The sequence below is a fragment of the Bradyrhizobium sp. OAE829 genome (genome assembly GCF_040546575.1).
GTDB lineage: Bacteria > Pseudomonadota > Alphaproteobacteria > Rhizobiales > Xanthobacteraceae > Bradyrhizobium.
Map to the genome: position 1 here is coordinate 998,567 of NZ_JBEPOE010000001.1, position 20,218 is coordinate 1,018,784.

Genomic DNA, 20,218 nt, shown 5'->3' on the forward strand with positions numbered 1-20,218 from the left:
CTGTCCCGCACAGATGCCCCTCCCATGGTCTATAAAAAAGTACCAAGAAGTGACAAAAATCGTGTACCAAGGGGACATGGACAAGACACTGAATCTGAAGCTCGATCGGGCGGCCAGGACGCCGCTGGCCGAGCAGATCCGCAAAGGCATCGCCTCCGCCATCGAGAGCGGCGTGCTCGCGCCGGGCGCGCGCCTGCCGTCCTGGCTGGACCTTGCCGCCCAGCTCGGCGTCGCCCGGGGCACGGTTCGCACCGCCTATGAAAAACTATCCGCTGCCCAATTGATCGCAGCTTCGCGGGCAAGCGGCACCCATGTCGCGGCGCGCCCTTCGATGTCGGTTCGACAGGAGGAAGCGCCCGATCCCGGCTCGTTCATGGAGATGTATCAGGAACTGACGGCGGGGCCGTTGGCGTTCCAGATGGGCGTGCCCGCGCAGGAAGCGATTCCCGCAAAACTCTTCGCCAGAATTCGCTCATCCGCCGTTCGCGCGGAATTGAGCGCGCCGCCGCTTTATCCGGACCCGCGCGGCGAGCCGGAGCTGCGGCGGGAAATAGCCGCGTATCTTGCCATCGCGCGCGGCATCGAGTGTTCACCTTCGCAAGTGATCATCACCGGCGGCTTCAGCAGCGGCCTCGGGCTGGCGCTACGGGTGCTCGGCCTCGAGGGGCGGAAGGCCTGGGTCGAGAATCCCGGCTTCCCGTTCACGCGGCGCGGCCTCGAGCTCGCAAGATTGTCGCTCGCGCCGATCCCGGTGGATGCTGACGGCATGGATGTCGATTACGGCCTGAACCATGCGCCGGATGCCGCGCTGGCTGTCGTAACGCCGGGGCAGCAGGCGCCGCTCGGCTTCACATTGTCGCTAGCGCGGCGCCTGCGCCTGCTCGACTGGGCCGCTTCTAAGGGCGCATGGGTGGTCGAGGATGATTATTTGAGCGAATTGCAAATGAAGGGCCGCGCCTCGCCGGCGCTTGCCTCGCTCGATCGCGCCGGGCGCGTCATTCACATCGGATCGTTCAGCAAGACGCTGACGCCTGCCCTGCGCCTCGGCTTTCTCGTTGTACCGCTGCCGCTGGCCGGCCGGTTTGCCGAAGTCGCAGCGTGTCTTTCGCCGGCGCCCGGACCGGCGGTGCAACTCGCGACCGCGGCGTTCATGCGCGACGGCCACTACATGCGGCATCTGCGGCGCACCAAGCGCATCTATGCAACGCAAACCGACGCGCTGCTGAAATGCCTGCGGCCGCACGCCAAGAACAATGCGAACGATATCGCGGTTGCGGGATTGGCCGTGCTGCTGCGATTGCCGGATGGCGCTCCGGACCTCGCGATCGCCCGGGAAACGCTGTCGTTCGGCCTGGCGCCGACCCCGCTGTCACTGTGGTGCGCATCGACGGCCCCAGTGCGATCCGGCCTGCTGCTGGGCATCGCGACAGCGCCGCAGAAGCGCCTCGCGGCTTCCTGCGAGCGCCTTTACGGGATCATCGATCGGTTTACAGAACAACGCGCACCACGTTCCTCATCCTGAGGAGCCCGTCTTCGCCCATTGGGCTTCGCCGGGCACGCTTTGTGCCTTTTGTGAGTGGCTGCGCCACGCGTAGCCCGAAGGGCAGAGCGTGGTTCGAGACGCGCGCAAGAGCGCGCTCCTCACCATGAGGGTCGAGGGCCTACTCCGCCGCGATCTGCCTCGGCGCGGGTGGCGGGCTGACGAGGTCGGCGGCGAGTTGGGTGTAGCGCGCCTTGGCGTCGTGCACCGCCTTTTCCTTGACCGGGCCGTAGCCGCGGATGCGGTCGGGCAGCGAGAGGATTTCGATCGCGATGTCGAGCGTGAGCGGCGACAGCAGGCCGAGCACGGTTGCGACGTCCTTCTCATAGCCAGCGATCAGGTCGCGCTCCATCTTGCGGTCGGCGCTGTGGCCGAAGATATCGAACGTAGTGCCGCGCAGGCCCTTCATCTTCGCGAGCATCTTGAACACCGGCATCATCCACGCGCCGAACGCGCGCTTCTTCGGCCGGCCCAGCGCATCGACGCCGCCACCGAGGATTGGCGGGGCAAGGTTGAAGCTGAACTTGAAATCGCCCTCGAACTGGTCGCGAAGCTGCTTTTCGAAGCGGCCGTCGGTGTAGAGCCGCGCGACTTCGTACTCGTCCTTGTAGGCGAGCAGCTTTGCATAGTTGATCGCGACCGCGCGCGGCAAGGCCTCGTCGTAACCGCCATCGATGGCGGCGTCACGGACCTTCTTGACCAGCGCCTGATAGCGGGCGGCGAGTTTCGCGTCCTGATACTCGGTCAGGAGATTGCTGCGGTGAGCAATGATCTCGTCGAGAGACATCGCATCCAGCGTCTTGGGTGCAACGCTCCCGTCCTGGTCCTTCATCATCGCGATCAGCTTTGCGGGATCGTGTGCGGCGAGACGTCCGAGCTGGAATGCCTGGATGTTCAGCTTGATCGCGACGCCGTTGACCTCGATCGCCTGTTCGATGGCTTTCGCCGAGAGCGGCAGCAGGCCCTTCTGATAGGCAAAGCCCATCATCATCATGTTGGTGGCGATGGAATCGCCGAGCAGCATTTCGGCAGGCTTGGTGAAATCGAAGAACGACGAATCCTTGCGCAGCGCGGTTTCCAGCACGTGGTTGACCTTGCGAGCCTGGAAATTGAAATCGCGGTTGAGGATGAAGTCGGCGATCGGAATGAGGTGGGTGTTGATGATCCCGGTGGTGCGGCCGGATTCGCAGAGCGTGATGGTTTCCTTGGACACGGCTACCACCTCGTCGGCCGCCAGCACGAGATCGGCGGTGCCGGTGACGATGCGCGAACAGGTGACGTCGGCGGTGTGTTCTGACAGACGTACATGGCTCAGCACCGCGCCGCCCTTCTGCGCCAAACCGGACATGTCGAGGATCATGCTGGCCTTGCCCTCGATATGCGCGGCCATGCCGAGCAATGCACCGATGGTCAGCACGCCGGTGCCGCCGACGCCGCCGACGGCGACGTTGTAGGGCCGGTCCAGTGTCGGGCGCGACGCAGGCTCCGGCAGTTCGCCGATGTCACCGACGCCCGCCGGCGCGCGTTTGCGCATCTTGCCGCCGTCGATGGTTACGAAGGACGGGCAAAAGCCCTTCAGGCAGGAATAGTCCTTGTTGCAGGTCGACTGGTTGATGGCGCGCTTGCGCCCCAGCTCGGTCTCCAGCGGTTCGACCGAAATGCAGTTCGACTGCACGGAGCAGTCGCCGCAGCCTTCGCAGACCGCCGGATTGATCATGACGCGACGCGCCGGATCTTCCAGTGTTCCCCTTTTGCGGCGGCGGCGCTTTTCGGCGGCACAGGTCTGCACGAACACGATCGCGGAGGCGCCCTTCACCTTGCGCAGCGTCTTCTGGACGGTGTCGAGCTCGTCGCGATGCGCGGTCTTGACGCCGGGGGCGATTTCGCCAGCCGGATAGGCGTCGGGATTTTCGGAGACCAGGTAGATTTCGCGGATGCCTTCGGCGTGGAGCTGGAAGGTGATCTGCTGCGGCGACAATTCGCCATCGACATGCTGGCCGCCGGTCATCGCGGTCGCGTCGTTATAGAGGATCTTGTAGGTGATATTGGCGCCGGAGGCGACCGCCTGGCGGATCGCGAGGCTGCCGGAATGGAAATAGGTGCCGTCGCCGAGATTGGCGAACACGTGCTCTTCCTTGGTGAAGGGCGCGACGCCGACCCAGGGCACGCCCTCGCCGCCCATATGGGTGAACGTCTCGGTCGAGCGGTCCATCCACAGCGCCATGAAGTGGCAGCCGATGCCGGCAAAGGCGCGGCTGCCTTCCGGCACTTTTGTCGACGTGTTGTGCGGGCAGCCCGAACAGAAATACGGGGTGCGGGTGATCGGCGCCACCGCCTGCATCTGCGTTGCCTGCCGGCCGTTGAACCAGTCGGCCTTGGCGCGCAGCTGTGCTGCGATTTCGGGATTGAGATTAAGTCGAAGCAGCCGCTCGGTCAGCGAGCTCGCCAGCGAGGCGACGCTGAGCTCTTCGGCAAAGGGCAGGAAGCGCTTGTCGTGATCGTCCATCTTGCCGATGATCCGCGGACGGACATCGTCGCGCCAGTTGAACAGCTCCTGCTTGACCTGGTTTTCGACGATCTCGCGGCGCTCTTCGATGATGAAGATTTCTTCGAGCCCCACCGCAAACTGCCGCACCCCTTCCGGCTCCAGCGGCCAGGGCATGCCGATCTTGTAGAGCCGCAGGCCAATTTTGGCGGCAACTTCCGGCGTGATGCCGAGTTCGCGCAGCGCCTGGCGAATATCCTCGTAGCTCTTGCCTGACGCCATGATGCCGTAACGGGCGTTCGGCGAATCCATGGTGACGCGGTTGACCTTGTTGGCGCGGGCAAAGGCGATCGCGGCAAAGCCCTTGTAGTCCTGCAGGCGGCGGTCCTGCGCAAAGCGGTCATCGGGCCAACGCAGATTGAGGCCGCCCTCGGGCAGTTCGAAATCAGTCGGGATCACGAACGGCGTCATCTCGTCGGTGAGGTCGATCTCGGCGGTGGTTTCCACCGTTTCGGTGATCACCTTCATGCCGACCCAGCATCCGCTGTAGCGCGACATCGCGATCCCCAGCAGGCCCATCTCGATCATTTCATGGATGCTGGAGGGATACAGATAGGGCATCAGCGCCGACATGAAGGCATGGTCCGACTGATGCGGCACGGTCGAGGATTTGGCGCCGTGGTCGTCGCCCGCGAGCACCAGCACGCCGCCGTTCTTGGCCGAGCCTGCCGCGTTGCCGTGACGGAACACGTCGCCGCAGCGATCGACACCGGGGCCCTTGCCGTACCAGATACCGACCACGCCATCATAGTTGGCGCCGGGCGACAGATTGAGCTGCTGCGAGCCCCAGACCGCGGTGGCCGCGAGATCCTCGTTCACGCCGGGCTGGAATTTGATGTTGTATTGCTCGAGATGCTTGCGGGCGGCGAACAGCTGCTGGTCGTAACCGCCAAGGGGCGAGCCGCGATAACCTGAAATGAAGCCTGCGGTGTTCAGCCCCGCGGCGCGGTCGCGGCGGATCTGCGCCATCGGCAGCCGCACCAGCGCCTGGATGCCGGTCAGGAAGACATGGCCGCTTCCTTGGGTGTATTTCTGATCGAGACTGATCGGACCCTGGTTGATTCCCATTTAAGCCCTCTTTTGCCAGCCGCTTTGATCGCCAAGACGATTTCTGAGCAAGGCTGTGTTTTATGTAGGCGTCAGAACTTCTTAGAACCAGTCTATGTCGGATTTTCCGCTTCCCGCACCACAAATCTGGGCAAGGCAGCCGCGCGATCAAAGATCGCAATTTCGTGCCGGGAAGAACGCCGGCCGGTTTCGCTTTGTGTCGCCGGACCGCCCCGGCACGAAACGGCATGACGTGGCCGGCTGCCCTGCCTTTGGGGATAACGCCCGAGGCGGCCTTTGGCTGCAGGCGATTCTGGCTGACACGTTATGGTGCGCTGCGTTCGTCGGTCAGCGCTGATCGCCGCCGAAGACGAATTTCGGCATTTCCCATTTGTAGCGGATCGCGAGCAGCCGCAGCGTCAGCCCGAGCGCGAAGGTCAATCCGGTCCAGAGTTCGTGATTCAACTGCAACCCGAACGCGGTGACGTAGAACAGCCCGGTGACGACGGAGACGCTGGCGTAGAGTTCGGAGCGAAACAGCAGCGGCACGTCGTTGCAGAGGATGTCGCGCAGCACGCCGCCGGCGCAGCCCGTGATCATGCCGGCGACGATCACGATCGGCAGCGGCGCGCCGACTTGCCGGGCGACGTCGCAGCCGGCCATCGTGAACACCACAAGGCCGATCGCATCGAGCACCAGGAATGCGAGGTTGAGCCGGTGCACGTGGCGCGCGATCAGGATGGTCATGAAAGCCGCAATCGCGGTCAGCGCCAGGTAGGACGGGTTCTTCACCCAGACCAGCGGGTAGTGCCCGAGCAGCACGTCACGGATGGTTCCGCCGCCGAGCGCGGTAATGCAACCCAGCATGCATACGCCCGCCCAATCCATGCTGCGGCGCCCGGCGGCCAGGGCGGCCGTCATCGCCTGCGCGGTCAGCGCCACATAAGACAACAGGTGCAGCACGGTATCGCTGGGCGGCAGGGCCCACATGGCAACCTCTTATGCAGCCTCTTCGCACCCCTCGTGGTTCGATGGAACCCGCGAATCACGGTTCCATCATTAACCGGTTGCAAGATTGGCGCGGAACATCCGGCCGCGCCAGCCATTGTATCTCCGCTAAACACTTTGGGGTTCTAACGGAGGAACTGATTGATGACCTACAATCCGAACGACCCGTATCGTGCCAGTATGTCAGACGAAGAAATCCGCCGTCAGGCACGTTTGAACAGTCTCGACAACGAGATCCCGGCCGACCCGGAACTCGCCGACGGTCCGGCCAGCGGCACCAAGGTCGCCATGTTCGCCATCGCGATTGCAGTGGTGATGGGTGCGTTGTTCTATGGTCTGAACAATACCAGCGTCAACGAGGCCGGCACCACGCCGTCCAGCCAGACCGCGCAGACACAGCCGGCCACCCCCGCGGCGCCTCCGGGCATGCGTGACGTAACGCCGAAGTCCAACAACCAGCCCGGCATGACCACCGGTGCCGCGCCGCCGCGTCCGGCAGCGCCCTCGCCGGCGGCCCCGCCCGCTCCGGCTGACGCACCGGCCAAACAGTAACGGCTGAGGCAAGAGTGAAATGAATTGAGAGCGCAGCGGGCATTTCGCCCGCTGCGCTTTTTGTTGCGCGCTATTGATTGCAGATTTTAGCTGAACATCTTGTTGAGTTCGCCGCCGGGATAGCCGTTCGCGAACTCCGTGAACGTGCCCTGCTCCGCCATCTCCTTCGACGCCTTCATGAAGCCTGCCCACGCCATCCGCGCCAGCGCACCGCCGACGCTGATGCGGCGCACGCCGAGATCGCCGGCAATTTTCAGCGACGGACCGGCCGCACCAACCAAAAGGTTGACCGGTCTTGGCGCGACCGCTTTGACGACCGCCGAAATTTCTTCCGGCGTCGAGATGCCAGGTGCATAGAGAACGTCGGCGCCGGCCTCGGCATAGGCAGTGAGCCGGTCGATGACGAGCTTCATATCCTTCACCCCGCGCAAAAATGCCTCGCAGCGGCCGGTGAGCAGGACGCCGCTGTTGTCGGCGTCGATCGCCTGGCGCGCCGCCCTGATGCGATCGATAGCGAGCTCACGGTCGAACAGCGGCTTGGAATTGTCACCGGTGAAATCCTCGATCGACAGGCCGGCGATGCCGGTCTTGACCGCGCGCGCGACGTTGACGCCGACCTTGTCCGCCTCATGCGCAAAGCCGTCCTCGAAATCGGCATTGACAGGAATGTCGACCGCCGCAGAGATCGCGGCGAGATGATCGCAGACGTCGTCGACGGTGACGCGGTTGTCGGCCTTGGCGATGGCCCAGGCAAACCCGGCGCTGGTGGACGCCAGCGCCTTGAAGCCAAGATGCTGCAACGCCTTCGCGCTGCCGACGTCGAACGGATTGGGGATGATGAAGCAGCCGCTCTCGTGCAACTTCTTGAAGGCGGCGCGTTTGTCAGCAGTTGTCAGCATGGTCACTCCCCGAATTGTTTGTTGGCGCGGCCAACATAGGTACGCGACGCCGCCTTCGCCAGACGCTCACGCCACGACCTTGCGCAGAAACGTGCGCTCTTCGGCGAGGATGAACTGGTTCGCCTCGGCGAAGCTGAAATTGGCCATGCCTTCCTTGTCGGCGCGCAGCCGTGCGCGATAGCTCTCGTAGGCCGCGAGGCTGTCGAACGAGATCAGTGCGAAGGCGATGTTGTTGGTGCCCTCATGCGGCATCCAGTAGCCGATCAGGTCACCGCCGCATTTCGGAATGATGGTGAGCCAGTTTTTCGAGTATTCCTCGAACATCGCCCGCTTGAACGGATCGAGCTGGTAGCGGATGAAGACGGTGATGGTCATGTGGTTCTCCGGTCTTTGTTGTCGTCATTGCGAGCGCAGCGAAGCGACGAAGCAATCCATTCCTCCGCGTGTGGCGCGATGGATTGCTTCGCTTCGCTCGCAATGACGTTCGAGGCGACACTACCCGCTTGATCGCCGTCGATGCTTCGGCTATCATCGAACTATGAAAGCAGGCCCTGACATCGCAATGGTTGCCTCCCTGGTCGGCGATCCCGCGCGCGCCAACATGCTGACCGGGCTGATGACCGGCCGCGCGCTGACCGCGACCGAGCTGGCGCACGAGGCCGGGATCACACCGCAGACGGCGAGTTCGCATCTGGCCAAACTGGAAGCCGGCGGGCTAATCGAACAGGAGAAGCAGGGCCGGCACCGTTACTACCGCCTCACCGATCCCGATGTCGCCGGCGTGCTCGAGGGCCTCGCGGGGCTTGCGGAACGCGCCGGTCACACGCGTGTGCGCACCGGGCCGAAAGAGCCGGCGCTGCGCCGGGCGCGGATTTGCTACGACCACCTCGCCGGCGATCTCGGCGTGCAGATGCTCGACAGCATGAAGAAGCAGAAGCTGGTCCGGCAAAGCAAGGAGACCATCGAACTCACCGGTGAAGGCAAGCGTTTCATGGCAAAGGCGCTGCAGATCGACGCCGATACGCTGGCGCATCCCCGCCGTCCGGTTTGCAAGGCCTGCCTCGACTGGAGCGAACGGCGGCACCACCTCGCCGGCACGTTGGGCGCGGCGGTCATGAGCCGCTTCACCGAACTGAACTGGGCCGCGCGCGATACCACGCCGGGCAGCCGCGTCGTCAATTTCACGCGTAATGGTGAGAAGCGATTCGCGGCGCTGTTCGGCCCGAGCGAAGCTTAATTCCTGCAGCCCGTTTGTTTACGAATTGGCTCCAAATGAGGCGCGGCAACGAGAATGTGACCGCAGCTCAACCGGCAATTTCTTGCTGCTGTTTCACGAATCAACAACATTCATTTTCTATTCAGGTCTCCGTGACTAGGTTCGGAACCGCGCCGCATGGCGGCTAAAAATCGGGAGAAAACATGAAGTACCTTTTCGCTGCAGTCTTGGTCGCAGCCTCGTTTGCGAGCTTCAGCGCGGCGAATGCCGCAGGCGGATGCGGCCCCGGCTGGCATCGCGGTCCGTATGGCGCATGCGTCCGCAACGTCGGCCGCGTTTATGTCGCCCCGCGTCCGGTCTACGGCGCCCCGCGCGTGGTTGTAAGGGAGCCGGTTGTGGTGGTGCGGCCTGGCCGCGGCTGCGGCCCCGGCTTCGCGTGGCGTGGTGGACGTTGCCGTCCTTTCTGATCCCCCTTGATACGAAAAGGCCCCGCTCCGGCGGGGCTTTTTATTTGGGCATTGAACGTAGCGGCTTGTTGCGCAGACGAAACGGCGTAACCGTTTCCACGCGAGAATCCATGAACGCCCTGCTGTGCGCCGTAGCCGCCGCGATCGCGCTGGCCTCCTTCACCATGCCGGCGCATGCCGAAGCACCACCCAAATTCGCGGACCATCCGGCCAAGGTCTACGCCGGCAAAGTCGCAAAACCGCGCCTGGCGACGCCGGATCTGCGCGCCCGCCGCGAGACCTTTCTGGCGGCAGCCGACGACGGGAAGATCGATGCGGCCGGCCGCTACATCGTGGTCAAGCTGCCCTGCGGCTCGAGCTGCGTCGCGCCCACCTTGCTCGATGCGCGCACCGGCAAGATCGTCGAGCTGTTCACGGTCTCCGGATGGCACGAGGTATCAGATGATTTCGATCCCGTCGTCAGCCGCGCCAACAGCCGGATGATCGTGTTTCGCGGCGCCCGCAACGAAAAGGGTATCGTCGGAAACCATTTTTATCTGATCGAGGATGGCGGAAGGCTGAAGCACCTTCATACGCAGGATACGCAGGCGAATTTCGAGACGTCGCCGAAAATCAGATAGCCGGATGGGATGAAGTCCGCACCGAGCCGAACAAGGCAGGGACGGCAAATGCCATCCCCGCCCCGTACCCAGGAACCTTACCAGTAGCGGCGACGCCAGTAACGACGGCGCCAGTAGCGGCGACGCCAGCCGTAATGCCTGCGGCGCCAGCCCCAGCGCCGGCGGCGCCAGCCCCAACGACGACGGCCCCAGCCCCAGCGACGACGGCCCCATCCGCGGCCACGGCCCCAGCCACGGCCACGCCCCCATCCGCGGCCACGGCCACGGCCACGGCCCCCGCGCACTTCCTCTGGCTGAAGCCGATCGACCTCATCGCCAGACGTGACGGCGGGTTGCGCATCCGGATTGGCAGGGAGCTGGCCGTCCGGAACCAGCGGCCGCGGCGTCAGCGGCGCCGCCTGTGCGCCGGCCGCAAGTGCGATGCCACCAGCCGCAAATCCAAAGGCGAGTTTAAGAAAGTGACGGCGCTCCATGACATCTCCTCCTCTGCGATCGGTTGGATTGAGCAGGAGAGTTTCGGTGCGCCGAGATGAATGCCAGCTGAACTGCGCGTTCAGGTTTGCTCACGCGCTCTCGTCGTCCCGGCGAACGCCGGGACCCATACGCCGCGGCCACTGTTGTCGAAAACGGAAGATAACGACCAGCGTGTGAACTAATAACCGCTGGTGGCTATGGGTCCCGGCCTTCGCCGGGACGACGCTTGCTACTTCCCAAACTCCTCGGCCAGCACCAGCACCTCGCGTGTGCGCGTCACGTCGGGCCAGTCGCGGTTGAAATCTGCGATCAGCCGGGTCATGTCGGGACCTTTGGTCGCGCGATCGAGCGCAGCCTCGTCGGAAAACTGATACATCGCGTGATGCAGTGCGGGATCGCTGAGGCTCCAGTAGCGCCACGCTTTCTCGGCGCCGAACGATTTGACCGCGTCCGGCAGGTGCTCGCGCGAATACCAGGCATCGAACGCCTGACGCTTTGCGGCATCCGTCACGGTGGCGCGGACGACGAACAGGGCTTTCGGCATTTCGGTTCCTCCCGATTGTTATTTTGCGTAAGATCGCCGCCGTGCGACCGCGCGAACTGTAGATAAACGCCAAGCGGGCGCAACCCCACACGCAGACGTCATAATGTCGTGGTGATATCCGTTTTTTACACCGCCACTTCGGAGGTTCGTTCATGCACTCTCGCCGCCTTCTGGTTCTATTCTCCGCGGTCGCGCTGTTTGCGTCCGCCGCTCCCGCCGCGGCGCAAAGCGTGCCCCTGCCCCGCGAGGCGCAGATCGGCCCGCGCCCGTTCTACCTCGTCGATAAGATGAAGGACGGCCCGCTCAAGGAAAAACTGAGCCAGTGCACTGGCCCGTTCCACAAGACCGACTTTTCGATCGGCCATCGCGGCGCGGCGATGCAATTCCCTGAACACACCAAAGAATCCTATACCGCCGCAGCCCGGATGGGCGCCGGTATCATCGAATGCGACGTGACCTTCACCAAGGACCGCCAGCTGGTCTGCCGGCATGCACAGTGCGATCTGCACACCACGACCAACATCCTGTCGGTGCCCGCGCTGGCAGCCAAATGCTCGCAGGGATTCAGCCCGGCCGATCCGGCCACCGGCAAGAAGGCATCCGCCAAGTGCTGCACCAGCGACATCACGCTCGCCGAGTTCAGGTCGCTGACAGCAAAAATGGACAGCTTCAATCCCGATGCCACCAACGTAGCCGATTACCAGAACGGCACGCCGCGCTGGCGCACGGATCTCTACGCCGCTTCCGGCACGCTGATGACGCATGACGAAAGCATCGCGCTGATCAAGAGCCTCGGCGCCAAGTTCACGCCCGAGCTGAAGTCACCGGAAGTGCCGATGCCGTTCGACGGCGACTACACCCAGGAGAAGTATGCCGCGCAAATGCTGCAGGCGTACAAGGCCGCGGGCATTCCGGCGAGCGACGTATTCGCGCAGAGTTTTAACCTCGCGGACGTGCTGTTCTGGATAAAGACCGAGCCGGCATTTGGCGCGCAGGCGGTCTATCTCGAGGACCGCTACGAGAAGCAGGGTCTTGATCCCGCCAAGCCCGAGACCTGGAAGCCTTCGATGGCCGAACTCAAGTCGTCTGGCGTCAGAATCCTGGCGCCGCCGATCTGGACCATGCTGGCGCTGAACGACAAGAAAGAAATCATCCCGTCCGAATACGCCAAGGCCGCGAAGGCCGCCGGCCTCGATCTGATCGGCTGGTCGCTGGAGCGTGACGGCCCGCTCAACAAGGGCGGCGGCTTCTATCATCGCTCCATCAAACCAGCCATCGACCGCGACGGCGACACGCTGACGGTGCTCGATGTGCTGGCAAAACAGGTCGGCATCCGCGGCATGTTCTCGGATTGGCCGGCGACCACGACGTTCTATGCGAGCTGCATGGGGATGAAGTAACTGCACTCGCCGGAATCGTAGGGTGGATTAGGCCCAAGCCGTAACCCACCGATGCGATGCGGCGAACAAAATTGGCGGTTTACGCTGCGCTAACCCACCCTACGGACCTGACCTGAGTCTCGTCGTCCCGGCGAAGGCCGGGACCCATAGCCACCGATGCTCGTGGTTACGAGAAGTCGTCGAACACCGTTTTCTAATCGATGGGCCGCGGCGTATGGGTCCCCCGATGCGCAATTGCGCATCTGAGCTCAAGGCCGGGACGACGAGAGATATGGGTCTGAACCTTCCAGCCGTTCACCTCGTCTAACTGCCCATGCAGCTGATTCAATCCAGTAAACAAGCTTTCCGCGGAGCGGTGGCCCGCTTTGACGCCTGGACCAGCCAGCATCAAACGGCGCTCCGCACGCTCCGTCATGTGGTCTGCTTCGCCCTGCTGCTCGGCGGTGTGGCTCACGCCGCCTATCATTCCGCTTTGGCCCAATCCGCGCAGGCGTGGTGCGGAGAGACTTGTCAGGCCGTGCCGGGCTTCTACGTCGTCGCCGCCACGGCCTGGGGCAGCGTGGCCGTGTCAGTAGCACTGGCTTACGCAGCCGTGCTTCACGCCTTCAAACGAAAACCTCCCACGGACGGCGACATCGTCTGGGTCGCAGCGGGCTTCATCCTCGCACTGTTCGACACGCTGTTGGGCGCGCACAGCTATGCCCGGGCCGAGTTCTTTTTCGCATGGTGCGTGGGCGGCGTCGGCGTGGTGGATTTTTTCTGGTCGCGGCTTGCGAGCAGGCCAAACGGGAATCCTGGCGCGGGCGTTGCCGTCGCTCCCTGGGGACGCTCCAGACTTAATTGGTGGATTTCGGTCGGCTGATCCAGCCTGCCCCCGCTTAGCGGCACACAGTCCAAAGTCCGAAGGGCGCAGCGCTTGACGAGTGCGGCGAGACCGGCAAGTCTTGCCGCAGATCGGCGCGATGTTTTGGCGATGGGTCCGGCCGTCAGGACCCTCTTTTTATTGGACACCAGTATTTTTTGGACACCAATTTATTATGCAAAACGTCACTCGATGTATTTTGAAAGCCGCCCTGCTGTCAGCCACACTCGCCATTGTCGCCTTGCCCGAGATGGCGGGCGCGCAATCAGGGAGCGCGGGCGGCAGCATCGGCAATGACGAAAAATCGCTGTCCGGTTCGCGCACGACGCCCCGGGCGGTTGAACCCGAAAAGCCGGCACGACGCAGCAAGCCCGAAGCGGAGGCACCGCGCCGGGCACCGCGAAGCAGCGGGGGCGGCGGCGGTGGCAATCTGGATGGTGCATGGGTTCTTACCAGCGTCGGCACGCCCTGCGGCAGCTCCACCGACACGGTGGTCGTCTCGGGCGGCAAGATGGTGGGGCAATATGGCACCGCTCAAGTCAGCCCGAATGGCTCGGTGTCCGGAGTCGGAAGCGCCGGGAGCCTGAGCTGGACCATGTCCGGCCGTTTCTCGGGCCGCAGCGGCGGAGGTTCGTTCCGGCGATCCGATGGATGTGCTGGAAGCTGGACCGGGTCAAGACAGTAATTGCGAATGGCGGCTAGCCTCACACCAGCTTCATCGGCGCATCACGAACCATCCGCAGGTCGATCCTGCTGATCAGATCGGATCGGAGCAGCTCGGCGGCGCCGATGGCTTCCTCCGTCTGCCGCAAGGTGCTGACATTCGACCCGAGCGAGACAATTCCGCCAAGGATCATGGCGATCGATCCGAGAGCGGAAACTATGCCGACCCCGAACAGGCCAAGCATCGTCACAAGCAATAGCGCGGCGCCGCCGGCGATCGCCGCCTTGGAAGCCAGAATGAACTTCCGGCATCGCTCGGCGGCCTCGGCAAGCTCCTCGAGCCGCGCTTCGATCCGTGAAATCTCGTCGGTCGGGTCGTCGTCTTCGGTCATTAATGGGCAGATACCAGAATGGTTGGAAAGTCACCCTACCCGCTGGGGGCGCCGGGGATCAAGGCATCGGGTCTCTAGCTTGATCGGCGCGATACCAGCTCACGCGTGATCCCGATCAAGCGAAGGTGACGTTTCGTGAAGGGCTCGCCCCTTCCACAGGAAACCATAACGTCGGTATGTCGTTGGCTAAAGTGGATATCGCGTCGTGATTCCGATGCCGCCACACACAGGCCAACGCCGTCGGAGTTCCCAATGAATCGTCTTTGTGCCGCGGCGCTGGCCAGCGCCCTGCTCGCTTCACTTCATGCACCAGCCAGCGCCGCCGTGCGTGAGCCCTATGGCATCGGGCTGGAAGGATTCGCCTACCCCTATCCGGTCAGCCTGCTGCCGCTCACCAACGACGGCGAGCAAGTGAGGATGGCCTATATGGATGTCGCCCCGGTGCAGCCGAACGGGCGCACCGTGGCGCTGCTGCACGGCCGCAATTTCCCGTCGAGCTATTGGGCGCCGGTCATCAAGACGCTCTCGGAGGCAGGCTACCGCGTGGTGGTGCCGGACCAGATCGGGTTCGGCAAATCCTCCAAGCCGCAGGGCGAGCTGCATTTCGACACGCTGGCGCGCAACACGATGACGCTGCTGGATCATCTGCATATCGCCAGGGCCGATATCGTCGCCCATTCGCTCGGCGGAATGCTCGGCGTGCGGATCGCCCGCGCCTACCCTGACAGGATCGACCATCTCGTGCTGACCGCACCGATCGGGCTCGAGGATTACCGTCTCTATGTGCCGCCGACGCCGACCGAAAAGATTCTGGAGAATGAGGACAAGCTGACCGCTGACGGATATCGCAAGCAGCTCGAGACCAATTATTCGCTAAAACTGCCGGCGGACCAGGTGACGCCGTTCATCGATGCGCGATTCAACCTCAAGGGCAGCGCCGAATATCCGCGCTGGCTGCGCGCCTTCGTAAGCTCCGCGCAGATGATCTACCGCGAGCCGGTTGCGCATGAAATTCCGCTCATCACGCGGCCGACCCTGTTCATCATGGGCGCCGACGATCACAACGCACCGGGCAAAGCCAATGCACCCGAAGCGCTGCGGCCGAAGATGGGCCACAACGCCGACCTCGCCAAAGCCCTCGCCGCCAAAATGCCGAACGCCCGCGCCGAGGTGATTCCGGATACCGGGCATCTGGTGTTTTTGGAGGCGCCGGCGAAGTACAACGAGTTGCTGCTGGGTTTTCTGGCGGCGCGGTAGGGATGCGTAGGATGGGTGGAGCGAAGCGATACCCATCAATTGCAGCTGCGAAGATCAAGGATGGTGGGTTACGCTTCGCTAACCCACCCTACGAAGCTACGAAGCTCACAACGGCAAATTGTCGTGCTTCTTCGCCGGCATTTCCACCTTCTTGTCTTTCAACATCGCCAGCGCCCGCGCGATCCGCTTTCTCGTCGAATGCGGCATGATGACGTCGTCGATATAGCCGCGCTCGGCGGCGATGAAGGGGGACAGGAAGCGGTCTTCGTATTCCTTGGTGCGGGCGGCGATCTTGTCGGCATCGCCGATGTCGCTGCGGAAGATGATTTCGACCGCGCCCTTGGCGCCCATCACGGCGATCTGGGCGGTCGGCCAGGCGTAGTTCATGTCGGCGCCGATTTCCTTGGACGCCATCACGTCGAACGCGCCGCCATAGGCCTTGCGGGTGATGACGGTCACCAGCGGCACCGTGCATTGCGAATAGGCGAACAGCAGTTTTGCGCCGTGCTTGATCAGGCCGCCATATTCCTGCGCGGTGCCCGGCAGGAAGCCCGGCACGTCGACGAAGGTCACGATCGGGATGTTGAAGGCGTCGCAGAACCGAACGAAACGCGCGGCCTTGCGTGAGGCGTCAGAGTCAAGCACGCCCGCCAGCACCATCGGCTGGTTGGCGACGAAGCCGACGGTGCGGCCGGCGATGCGGCCAAAACCGGTGACGATGTTTTTTGCAAACGTCTCCGAAATCTCGAAGAAGTCGCCCTCGTCCACGACTTTTAGGATCAGTTCCTTCATGTCGTAGGGCTTGTTCGGATTGTCGGGGATCAGCGTGTCGAGCGACATATCGAGGCGTTCGATATTGTCGAAACTCGGCCATTCCGGCACGCCGTCGGTGTTGTTGGAGGGCAGGAAGTCGATCAGCCGGCGCATCTGCAGCAGCGTCTCGACGTCGTTGTCGAACGCGCCGTCCGCAATCGATGAGCGCGTGGCGTGCACGGAGGCGCCGCCAAGTTCCTCGGCCGTCACCACTTCGTTGGTGACGGTTTTGACCACGTCGGGTCCGGTGACGAACATGTAGCTCGTGTTCTTCACCATGAAGATGAAGTCGGTCATCGCGGGCGAGTAGACATCGCCGCCGGCGCAGGGGCCCATGATGACCGAGATCTGCGGGATCACCCCCGAGGCAATGACGTTGCGGCGGAACACGTAGGAATAGCCCGCGAGGGCTGCTACGCCTTCCTGGATGCGCGCGCCGCCGGCGTCATAGAGCCCGATGATCGGCGCCCGCGCCTTCATCGCCATGTCCTGCAGCTTTGTAATTTTCAGCGCATGGGTCTCGGACAGCGAGCCGCCGAACACGGTAAAATCCTTGGCGAACACGAAGGTCTTGCGGCCATTGACGGTGCCCCAGCCGGTGACGACGCCGTCGCCGGGGATCTTGTTCTTTTCCATGCCGAATTCGACCGAGCGGTGCTCGACGAACATGTCAAACTCCTCGAACGAGCCCTTGTCGAGCAGGAGTTCAATGCGCTCCCGCGCCGTCAACTTGCCGCGGGCGTGCTGCGCCTCGATGCGCTTCTCGCCGCCGCCGAGCTTGGCGCCGGCGCGCCGTTCTTCGAGGGTGTCCAGGATGTCTTTCATGTGCTGCCGCCCGTCATAGGTCCGAATTGGCCGGGGTTCTAACACGGCCTTTTGCGAACCGGAAACACCCCTCCATGCCCTCTGGTACCGGTGCGGAAATGCACCTATATCCGCACCTCTGCACAGGGGATGCAATTGACGGATACTGCGACCGCCGAGCCTGCCGGGGCCGTGACCGGGGGCCTGCGAACCATGCTCCGGCTGGAAGGCCTGGCGCTGTTTTTGGGGATGACGCTGCTTTACTGGGTCTGGGACGGATCGTGGTGGGTCTACGCCGCCCTGTTCCTCGCGCCCGACCTCAGCTTCGCCGCCTATCTTTTCGGGCCGCGCTTCGGGGCGATGCTCTACAACGCCGCCCACACCTACATGGTGCCGATGGCGCTGATGACGGTCGGCTTTGTGACGGCCGAGCCTTTGGTGCTGTCGATCGCGATGATCTGGCTCGCCCATATCGGCTTCGACCGCGCGCTGGGCTATGGGCTGAAATATACCACCGGGTTTGGCTTCACCCATCTCGGGCAGATCGGGAAGAAATCGACCTAGCAGATCGATTTGACAGCCATTGCGCTGCTTGGTCTAGTTGCCCCACAACGAAAAAATACCGGGGGGCACACCGATGCTGACAGACTGGCGCTTTGCCGTCACGGCCGCGATCTGTTGCGGCGGGATTCTCCTGAGCTCGCTCGAGGCCAACGCGCAGTCGATCCCGAAGGACGTCGCCGCGCGCACCGAGATCTACGCGATCCCGTCGCTGACGATTTCGGACCAGCAATTTCTGACCGGCGACGCCAACGGCAAGCAGGTCACCGTCGCCGGTCAATTCCGCATCGCGCAAGGCACTGGAAAGCTGCCCGTCGTGGTGCTGATGCACGGCTCGAGCGGCGTCGGCGCGGGCATGGATCCGTGGGTACGTCAGCTCAACAGCCTGGGGATTTCGACCTTCGTGATCGACGGCTTCTCCGGCCGCGGCCTCACCGCTGTTGGCCCGAACCAGGGCCTGCTCGGCCGGCTCAATTTCGTCGTCGACATCTATCGCTCGCTGGAGATCCTGGCCAAACATCCGCGCGTCGACCCTGAGCGGATCGTGCTGATGGGATTTTCGCGCGGCGGACAGGCCACGCTCTACGCCAGCCTCGATCGCTTCAACAAGCTGTGGAACAAGTCCGGCGCGCAATTCGCCGCCTACATCCCGTTCTATCCGGATTGCTCGACGAGCTATGCCACCGACACCGAAGTCGCGGCGCGTCCGATCCGGATCCATCACGGCACGCCCGATGATTATAATCCGGTCTCGAGCTGCAAGGCCTATCTGGCGCGGCTGCAGGAAGCCAAGCGCGACGTGGTGCTGACCGAATATCCGGACTCCCCGCACGGCTTCGATTCCGGCCTGCTCGGCCTCAGCACGACGACCGTCTCCGCCAATGCGCAGACCGCGCGCAGCTGCAAGCTCAGCGAGGGCGAAGGCGGCGTGTTGATGAATGCCGACACCAAGGCGCCGTTCAGCTACAAGGATGCCTGCATCGAGCTCAACCCGCATGTCGGCGGCAACCCGGCCACCGCCGCGGAAGCGCGCAAGGCCGTGAGCGACTTTTTGCTGGCGCTGTTCAAGCTGGGTTAGCGGGCAACGCAATACCGGATCATTGCAGCCGCCGTCCCGGCCGATCCCTGCCGTTCTGATGCAGTGTTAGCGTCAGCGGCGGCGTTGCGCCGTTGTCGGGGCGATCGAAGGTGATCTGGGCGTCGACGACGCGATAGAAGAAACTGGCGTCGTCCTCGGCAAACACTTCATACTCCGGCTGCCCCGTCGCCTGGACGAACAGCCGACCGCCCTCGGCGCGGACCGTCAGCACGAAGGTCGCGGCCAGCATGTAGCGGCCGGCATAGCTCGCAAGCAGCGCCGGATCGACCGGCACCGCGCGGCGCAGTTTCGGCAGCGCGTAGGCAGAATTGACGAGATGGACACCGAGCCTGAGGTTCGGCCCGTAGTCGGCCGTGTTGGACAGCAGGATGCTGGCCCGGTGCGATTTCATCGAGAACCCGACGAACGTGGCATAGCCGCCGGTGCCGCCGTCCTTCCAGACGATCTCATCCTTGTAGCTCGTGCTCAGGAACCAGCCGAGGCCGACCTCCACTCTCGGCCGCTCGGTCGGGTGGCGCTCGCCCAGCGTCATCGCCATGGCCGGCGCCAGCGGCGACGACCTGTTGCCGAGGGCCATTTCCAGGAATTTGAACAGGTCATTCGCGGTCGAGCGCAGCGCGCCGGCGCCGGCAAGCGTGGGAATGTCCCAGTTCGCCACCGGCTCGAGGCTGGAGTTGTGTCCGCGCGCCAGCCGCGACTGCATCGAAGCCGACAGCGTGATCCGCGTATCGTCCATGCCAAGCGGCGCGCAGATGCGGGAGATCACGAGTTCTTCGTAACTCATGCCGGCGCGGAGCGCCAACGCATGACCGAGCAGACCGAAGCCCAGATTAGCGTATTCATAATGGGTACCGGGCATGAAGCGCAGCTGGTAGTCGGCCAGGAAAGCGTAGAGGTTCTCGACCGTGTAATCGACGAAGGGATTGCTCTTGTCTTTCGGCGCAAGATTGGAAGGCATGCGCGGCAGGCCCGACATGTAGGTCGCAAGATCGAGCAGCGTGATCGGTTTGTCCTGGAATTCGGGCACGCGAACGTTCGCCGGCAGCAATTTGGCGACGGGGTCGCCGGGAGACACTTCACCGCGCACCACCATGTCGGCAAACAGCAGCGCGGTAAAAACCTTGCTGATCGATCCGATCTCGAAAACGCTGTCGGCATCGAGCGCACGGTTGTCAGCGGAGTCGGAGCGGCCGTAGGCGGCATCGATGCGCCGGCCGCCATCGAGAACGACGGCAACGAGGCCGGTGGTTTCGCGGCCGATATCCACCCGCTCCTTTAGGATCGTCGAAAGACTTTCCTCGGCGGGGGCCTGTGCCCGCGCGTAGCCGGCACCGAGCGAAAGCGCCAACCCACCCAGCACGACAGCGCGGCGATGCAGCATGCCAAAGCCCCGTTCGATGGCGGGTTGCCATCGCGGGAAAATGCTAGTTCAGCGTGAACCCGGTCGCCAGAGCG

20 protein-coding genes are annotated in these 20,218 nt (G+C 63.5%); 11 read left to right on the top strand and 9 right to left on the bottom strand.

What is annotated here, in order from left to right; genetic code table 11:
- Positions 1–76: 76 nt before the first annotated feature.
- Positions 77–1,522, top strand: coding sequence for a MocR-like pyridoxine biosynthesis transcription factor PdxR (gene pdxR, locus ABIE49_RS04825; RefSeq protein ID WP_192733814.1), 1,446 nt, complete (start codon positions 77–79; stop codon positions 1,520–1,522).
- Between the two features lie 139 nt (positions 1,523–1,661).
- Here pdxR and ABIE49_RS04830 read toward each other — a convergent pair whose 3' ends face one another.
- Together ABIE49_RS04830 and ABIE49_RS04835 are read right to left on the bottom strand one after the other, a co-directional pair.
- Positions 1,662–5,153: an indolepyruvate ferredoxin oxidoreductase family protein gene (locus ABIE49_RS04830; protein ID WP_192733815.1), complete on the bottom strand. Its 3,492-nt coding sequence runs from the start codon at positions 5,151–5,153 to the stop codon at positions 1,662–1,664.
- A 327-nt stretch (positions 5,154–5,480) separates the two neighbouring features.
- Positions 5,481–6,122 carry a trimeric intracellular cation channel family protein gene (locus ABIE49_RS04835; RefSeq protein WP_192733816.1) on the bottom strand — a complete coding sequence of 214 codons (642 nt, stop codon included), beginning with the start codon at positions 6,120–6,122 and terminating at the stop codon, positions 5,481–5,483.
- 162 nt (positions 6,123–6,284) lie between these two features.
- Here ABIE49_RS04835 and ABIE49_RS04840 point away from each other — a divergent pair, with 162 nt between their 5' ends.
- Positions 6,285–6,692, top strand: coding sequence for a hypothetical protein (locus tag ABIE49_RS04840; RefSeq protein ID WP_192733817.1), 408 nt, complete (start codon positions 6,285–6,287; stop codon positions 6,690–6,692).
- A gap of 86 nt (positions 6,693–6,778) precedes the next feature.
- Here ABIE49_RS04840 and ABIE49_RS04845 read toward each other — a convergent pair whose 3' ends face one another.
- Positions 6,779–7,591, bottom strand: a complete 813-nt coding sequence (locus ABIE49_RS04845; protein ID WP_192733818.1) for an isocitrate lyase/PEP mutase family protein — start codon at positions 7,589–7,591, stop codon at positions 6,779–6,781.
- A gap of 66 nt (positions 7,592–7,657) precedes the next feature.
- The gene (locus ABIE49_RS04850; protein WP_192733819.1) at positions 7,658–7,966 is read right to left on the bottom strand and encodes an NIPSNAP family protein; all 309 of its coding nucleotides are present in this window, start codon (positions 7,964–7,966) and stop codon (positions 7,658–7,660) included.
- Between the two features lie 163 nt (positions 7,967–8,129).
- Between ABIE49_RS04850 and ABIE49_RS04855 the strand changes: the two genes are divergently transcribed.
- From ABIE49_RS04855 to ABIE49_RS04865, 3 genes are all read left to right on the top strand, one after another.
- Positions 8,130–8,828 (top strand): ArsR/SmtB family transcription factor, encoded by a 699-nt coding sequence (locus ABIE49_RS04855; protein ID WP_192733820.1) that lies wholly within the window; start codon positions 8,130–8,132, stop codon positions 8,826–8,828.
- 182 nt (positions 8,829–9,010) lie between these two features.
- The gene (locus tag ABIE49_RS04860; protein WP_354066599.1) at positions 9,011–9,274 is read left to right on the top strand and encodes a GCG_CRPN prefix-to-repeats domain-containing protein; all 264 of its coding nucleotides are present in this window, start codon (positions 9,011–9,013) and stop codon (positions 9,272–9,274) included.
- A gap of 110 nt (positions 9,275–9,384) precedes the next feature.
- Positions 9,385–9,894, top strand: coding sequence for a hypothetical protein (locus tag ABIE49_RS04865; RefSeq protein WP_192733821.1), 510 nt, complete (start codon positions 9,385–9,387; stop codon positions 9,892–9,894).
- A 77-nt stretch (positions 9,895–9,971) separates the two neighbouring features.
- Here ABIE49_RS04865 and ABIE49_RS04870 read toward each other — a convergent pair whose 3' ends face one another.
- Both ABIE49_RS04870 and ABIE49_RS04875 read right to left on the bottom strand, forming a co-directional pair.
- Positions 9,972–10,367: a twin-arginine translocation signal domain-containing protein gene (locus ABIE49_RS04870; protein WP_192733822.1), complete on the bottom strand. Its 396-nt coding sequence runs from the start codon at positions 10,365–10,367 to the stop codon at positions 9,972–9,974.
- A 230-nt stretch (positions 10,368–10,597) separates the two neighbouring features.
- The gene (locus tag ABIE49_RS04875; protein WP_192733823.1) at positions 10,598–10,912 is read right to left on the bottom strand and encodes a hypothetical protein; all 315 of its coding nucleotides are present in this window, start codon (positions 10,910–10,912) and stop codon (positions 10,598–10,600) included.
- A gap of 152 nt (positions 10,913–11,064) precedes the next feature.
- On the opposite strand from ABIE49_RS04875, the gene ABIE49_RS04880 reads away from it, so the two are divergent.
- The 3 genes from ABIE49_RS04880 (at position 11,065) to ABIE49_RS04890 (ending at position 13,859) form a co-directional block, all read left to right on the top strand.
- Positions 11,065–12,312: a glycerophosphodiester phosphodiesterase family protein gene (locus ABIE49_RS04880; RefSeq protein WP_192733824.1), complete on the top strand. Its 1,248-nt coding sequence runs from the start codon at positions 11,065–11,067 to the stop codon at positions 12,310–12,312.
- Positions 12,313–12,625: 313 nt separating this feature from the next.
- The gene (locus tag ABIE49_RS04885) at positions 12,626–13,174 is read left to right on the top strand and encodes a hypothetical protein (protein WP_192733825.1); all 549 of its coding nucleotides are present in this window, start codon (positions 12,626–12,628) and stop codon (positions 13,172–13,174) included.
- Between the two features lie 175 nt (positions 13,175–13,349).
- Positions 13,350–13,859: a hypothetical protein gene (locus ABIE49_RS04890; RefSeq protein WP_192733826.1), complete on the top strand. Its 510-nt coding sequence runs from the start codon at positions 13,350–13,352 to the stop codon at positions 13,857–13,859.
- Between the two features lie 19 nt (positions 13,860–13,878).
- Here the strand turns inward: ABIE49_RS04890 and ABIE49_RS04895 are convergent, their stop codons facing one another.
- Positions 13,879–14,229 carry a hypothetical protein gene (locus ABIE49_RS04895; protein WP_192733827.1) on the bottom strand — a complete coding sequence of 117 codons (351 nt, stop codon included), beginning with the start codon at positions 14,227–14,229 and terminating at the stop codon, positions 13,879–13,881.
- A gap of 252 nt (positions 14,230–14,481) precedes the next feature.
- Here ABIE49_RS04895 and ABIE49_RS04900 point away from each other — a divergent pair, with 252 nt between their 5' ends.
- Positions 14,482–15,486, top strand: a complete 1,005-nt coding sequence (locus tag ABIE49_RS04900; RefSeq protein ID WP_192733828.1) for an alpha/beta fold hydrolase — start codon at positions 14,482–14,484, stop codon at positions 15,484–15,486.
- Between the two features lie 105 nt (positions 15,487–15,591).
- Here ABIE49_RS04900 and ABIE49_RS04905 read toward each other — a convergent pair whose 3' ends face one another.
- The gene (locus tag ABIE49_RS04905; protein ID WP_192733829.1) at positions 15,592–17,124 is read right to left on the bottom strand and encodes an acyl-CoA carboxylase subunit beta; all 1,533 of its coding nucleotides are present in this window, start codon (positions 17,122–17,124) and stop codon (positions 15,592–15,594) included.
- Between the two features lie 192 nt (positions 17,125–17,316).
- On the opposite strand from ABIE49_RS04905, the gene ABIE49_RS04910 reads away from it, so the two are divergent.
- Positions 17,317–17,667: a DUF4260 domain-containing protein gene (locus ABIE49_RS04910; protein ID WP_502915983.1), complete on the top strand. Its 351-nt coding sequence runs from the start codon at positions 17,317–17,319 to the stop codon at positions 17,665–17,667.
- Between the two features lie 73 nt (positions 17,668–17,740).
- Complete coding sequence (locus tag ABIE49_RS04915; RefSeq protein ID WP_192733831.1) at positions 17,741–18,742, top strand: dienelactone hydrolase family protein; 1,002 nt, start codon at positions 17,741–17,743, stop codon at positions 18,740–18,742.
- Between the two features lie 19 nt (positions 18,743–18,761).
- Here the strand turns inward: ABIE49_RS04915 and ABIE49_RS04920 are convergent, their stop codons facing one another.
- Positions 18,762–20,144 (bottom strand): serine hydrolase, encoded by a 1,383-nt coding sequence (locus ABIE49_RS04920; RefSeq protein WP_192733832.1) that lies wholly within the window; start codon positions 20,142–20,144, stop codon positions 18,762–18,764.
- Between the last annotated feature and the right edge of the window lie 74 nt (positions 20,145–20,218).

What these genes read in the sequence shown, in the direction of transcription:
- pdxR (WP_192733814.1), top strand. Translation starts at nt 77, where the DNA reads ATGGACAAGACACTGAATCTGAAGCTCGATCGGGCGGCCAGGACGCCG.
- ABIE49_RS04830 (WP_192733815.1), bottom strand. Translation starts at nt 5,153, where the DNA reads ATGGGAATCAACCAGGGTCCGATCAGTCTCGATCAGAAATACACCCAA.
- ABIE49_RS04835 (WP_192733816.1), bottom strand. Translation starts at nt 6,122, where the DNA reads ATGTGGGCCCTGCCGCCCAGCGATACCGTGCTGCACCTGTTGTCTTAT.
- ABIE49_RS04840 (WP_192733817.1), top strand. Translation starts at nt 6,285, where the DNA reads ATGACCTACAATCCGAACGACCCGTATCGTGCCAGTATGTCAGACGAA.
- ABIE49_RS04845 (WP_192733818.1), bottom strand. Translation starts at nt 7,591, where the DNA reads ATGCTGACAACTGCTGACAAACGCGCCGCCTTCAAGAAGTTGCACGAG.
- ABIE49_RS04850 (WP_192733819.1), bottom strand. Translation starts at nt 7,966, where the DNA reads ATGACCATCACCGTCTTCATCCGCTACCAGCTCGATCCGTTCAAGCGG.
- ABIE49_RS04855 (WP_192733820.1), top strand. Translation starts at nt 8,130, where the DNA reads ATGAAAGCAGGCCCTGACATCGCAATGGTTGCCTCCCTGGTCGGCGAT.
- ABIE49_RS04860 (WP_354066599.1), top strand. Translation starts at nt 9,011, where the DNA reads ATGAAGTACCTTTTCGCTGCAGTCTTGGTCGCAGCCTCGTTTGCGAGC.
- ABIE49_RS04865 (WP_192733821.1), top strand. Translation starts at nt 9,385, where the DNA reads ATGAACGCCCTGCTGTGCGCCGTAGCCGCCGCGATCGCGCTGGCCTCC.
- ABIE49_RS04870 (WP_192733822.1), bottom strand. Translation starts at nt 10,367, where the DNA reads ATGGAGCGCCGTCACTTTCTTAAACTCGCCTTTGGATTTGCGGCTGGT.
- ABIE49_RS04875 (WP_192733823.1), bottom strand. Translation starts at nt 10,912, where the DNA reads ATGCCGAAAGCCCTGTTCGTCGTCCGCGCCACCGTGACGGATGCCGCA.
- ABIE49_RS04880 (WP_192733824.1), top strand. Translation starts at nt 11,065, where the DNA reads ATGCACTCTCGCCGCCTTCTGGTTCTATTCTCCGCGGTCGCGCTGTTT.
- ABIE49_RS04885 (WP_192733825.1), top strand. Translation starts at nt 12,626, where the DNA reads ATGCAGCTGATTCAATCCAGTAAACAAGCTTTCCGCGGAGCGGTGGCC.
- ABIE49_RS04890 (WP_192733826.1), top strand. Translation starts at nt 13,350, where the DNA reads ATGCAAAACGTCACTCGATGTATTTTGAAAGCCGCCCTGCTGTCAGCC.
- ABIE49_RS04895 (WP_192733827.1), bottom strand. Translation starts at nt 14,229, where the DNA reads ATGACCGAAGACGACGACCCGACCGACGAGATTTCACGGATCGAAGCG.
- ABIE49_RS04900 (WP_192733828.1), top strand. Translation starts at nt 14,482, where the DNA reads ATGAATCGTCTTTGTGCCGCGGCGCTGGCCAGCGCCCTGCTCGCTTCA.
- ABIE49_RS04905 (WP_192733829.1), bottom strand. Translation starts at nt 17,124, where the DNA reads ATGAAAGACATCCTGGACACCCTCGAAGAACGGCGCGCCGGCGCCAAG.
- ABIE49_RS04910 (WP_502915983.1), top strand. Translation starts at nt 17,317, where the DNA reads ATGCTCCGGCTGGAAGGCCTGGCGCTGTTTTTGGGGATGACGCTGCTT.
- ABIE49_RS04915 (WP_192733831.1), top strand. Translation starts at nt 17,741, where the DNA reads ATGCTGACAGACTGGCGCTTTGCCGTCACGGCCGCGATCTGTTGCGGC.
- ABIE49_RS04920 (WP_192733832.1), bottom strand. Translation starts at nt 20,144, where the DNA reads ATGCTGCATCGCCGCGCTGTCGTGCTGGGTGGGTTGGCGCTTTCGCTC.